Annotated in this window: 4 protein-coding genes; all 4 read right to left on the reverse strand. The window is 69.2% G+C overall.

Features of this window, described 5'->3' with window-relative positions:
• Positions 1–58 precede the first annotated feature (58 nt).
• Entirely contained in the window at positions 59–340 is a 282-nt protein-coding gene (locus QZV72_RS03420) for a WXG100 family type VII secretion target (protein ID WP_297005297.1), read from the reverse strand.
• A gap of 44 nt (positions 341–384) precedes the next feature.
• Positions 385–669 carry a WXG100 family type VII secretion target gene (locus QZV72_RS03425; protein WP_297005299.1) on the reverse strand — a complete coding sequence of 95 codons (285 nt, stop codon included), beginning with the start codon at positions 667–669 and terminating at the stop codon, positions 385–387.
• Positions 670–779: 110 nt separating this feature from the next.
• Positions 780–1,619: a FadR/GntR family transcriptional regulator gene (locus tag QZV72_RS03430; RefSeq protein ID WP_297005302.1), complete on the reverse strand. Its 840-nt coding sequence runs from the start codon at positions 1,617–1,619 to the stop codon at positions 780–782.
• Positions 1,620–1,649: 30 nt separating this feature from the next.
• Positions 1,650–2,412 (reverse strand): type VII secretion-associated protein (locus tag QZV72_RS03435; RefSeq protein ID WP_297005305.1); only part of this gene is annotated, 763 nt, incomplete at its 5' end.

The raw sequence follows: 2,412 nt of genomic DNA on the forward strand, positions 1-2,412 counted from the left end.
CACGACCACCAAAACCATGCACGGCACGGTGTCCGTCCCCGTGCACGGCACGGTACCGTCACGGCCAGCTGTTCGCTGCACTGGTGTTGATCTGGCTCATCCTGGCGTTGGAATCGTCGACGGTGCGGGCCACGGAATCGAGCACCATGCTCAGTTCCTCGGCGGAGGAGTCCCACCGACGCTGCGCGTCCCGGTAGGCTGCGGCCGAAGTGCCCTCCCACTCAGCGACCATCGGGGCGATGTCGCCCTTGAGCTGGTCGAGCATACCGTTGATGTTCCGGCAGGTGGCCCGGATGTCGGCGGACGCCTGGGCGATCTGCGCGAAATCGTACTTGATCATGACTGTCTCCTCGGATGGTGTGGTGCGGTTGTGGTGGATGCGGGTCAGCGGAACGCGGCGACGTTGTCGTCCTCGACCTGCCGGAAAGATCGGGCGTTGGCGCGGAGGTTTTCCGCGATGCTGGTCAGCGCGGCACGCAGCTCACGGGCTGAGTCGTTCCAGCGGACCATGAGATTGCCGAAGGAGGAGTATGCCTCGCCCTTCCACGCCCCCTGCACGGAATCGACGGTGCCCTGCAGCCGGTTCAGTTCAGCCTGGACCTGATCGTTGACCGTGTCCACCTTCCCCGCGGTGGCGTGCATGACGTCGGTGGTTGTCCTGAAGCTCATGGCTTCCCCCTCACTGTCTGTGCCCGGGTCGGATCCCGGACATCTGTGTCGGTGCCGGCCCCGACTGTCGGGGCCGTCCCTTAGTTAGACGCCGCAGGCCCCCGTCCGGTTCACTCCCCGACGATATTGGTTTCCCGGGGCCCCCGCGCCCGCTCCACCGGAAGGTCCACCCCGCGATCCCCTGACGACCCGGACGACCCGGACTCCACTGACTCCCCGGGGACGGACAGCACCTGGTACGAGGTCCTGATGTGCTCGGCGGCCAGACGTGCGGCCTGGTCGGCGTCCCCCCGGCTGACCGCATCGAGCAACGCACGGTGCTGGACCTGCAGCGACTCCTGCAGCGACTCCCAGTCCTCCCGCGACCGGTACCCCGCCAGCAACGGTGCGCGCAGCGACTCGCGGATCGCCTGGGTCATGTCGGCGAACAGCCGGTTCCCGCCCCCGCGTGCCAGGGCGACGTGGAACCGGGTGTCGGCGTCCCCGAACTCCTCCCTGCTGATCTCACCGTTCCACCCGTCCATGACGGCGAGTTCCTCCGCCATCCGTTCCAGCACCTCGGGCTCGTGCTGGTCTGCGGCCATCCGCGCGCTCTCGACCTCGAGGATCATGCGGGTCTGGACGACCTCGTCGATGTCGAAGTTGTTCAGCGCAACATGCAGTTTCAGGAATCGGCTCAGCGCCGCCGTCGGCATCGAGGTGATGAACGTACCGGCCCGCGAGCCGGAACCGACATGGGATTCGAGGACGCCGTGCCCCTCCAGGACCCGGATCGCCTCGCGGGCCGCCGCACGACTCACCCCGAGTTGTTCGGCGAGCTGACGCTCCGGTGGGAGCATGTCGCCGACACCGAGTTCCCCGGACAGGATCCGGTTCTCGATCGCCTCGACGACCAGCGAATGGGTGCTGGTCCGCGGGGCGGGACGCCCGGAGTCTGATGATTCTGGCATGTGGTCGGTTCTACCACGGGGACGCCAGGTTCACCCCACCCGTTCACCCGCGGGCAACCCCACCCGTGCGGTGGCGGTGAAGCGGTCGCAGGCGGCGAGCCGCTCCCCGGTGGCCGCTGCGGTCCCTGCACGGTACTGGCAGCCGACGGACACCTGGTGACCATCGATGAGCCGGACCTGCCAGCGCGTCGTCGAGCGTCCGGAATGCTCCTCGTAGTCCACGGGCCCCCGCGAGGTCACCCGCACCCCCGCCATGTCACCGAGTCCGGCGAGCATCCGTGCGTCGAGTTCCTCCTGGGTGCCCAGGGGAGTCGGGGTGGCGGCGACGAGGATCCGGGCGTCCGGGTCGTCGGACATCCAGATCTCACGGCGGGCGGTGGCCTCACGCAGCGTCCAGCCGACGAGCTCGGCGTTGACGGGGATGTCGGCCCGGTCGGTGACGGGGTCCGGAGTGGTTTCGCCGTGGCGTACCGGATCACTGAACGGCCGGTCCCCCGGTGGGATCGACGTCGCGGCCGCCCTGGACGATTCAGAGGCGGGTGACCCGCCCACCACGGCACCCCCCGCTTCCGCGCCCGACGCCACCGGTGTCTCCGGCGCCCCGGATGCCACTGCGGCGGTCTCCTCCCCGCCATGTCCCAGGACAGCCACCACAGCCACGATCCCGGCCACCACCAGGATGACGACCAGGACGACGGCCAGGACGACGGCCCCGGCGGCGAGTGGTGCCCGTTGCGCCGCCGGAACCGACGCGTCACCACTGGTGTCCGGGGGTGCGGTGTCCACCGGTGCG

Source organism: uncultured Corynebacterium sp., from assembly GCF_902782855.1.
Lineage (GTDB): Bacteria > Actinomycetota > Actinomycetes > Mycobacteriales > Mycobacteriaceae > Corynebacterium.

What these genes read in the sequence shown, in the direction of transcription:
- QZV72_RS03430 (WP_297005302.1), bottom strand. Translation starts at nt 1,619, where the DNA reads ATGCCAGAATCATCAGACTCCGGGCGTCCCGCCCCGCGGACCAGCACC.
- QZV72_RS03425 (WP_297005299.1), bottom strand. Translation starts at nt 669, where the DNA reads ATGAGCTTCAGGACAACCACCGACGTCATGCACGCCACCGCGGGGAAG.
- QZV72_RS03420 (WP_297005297.1), bottom strand. Translation starts at nt 340, where the DNA reads ATGATCAAGTACGATTTCGCGCAGATCGCCCAGGCGTCCGCCGACATC.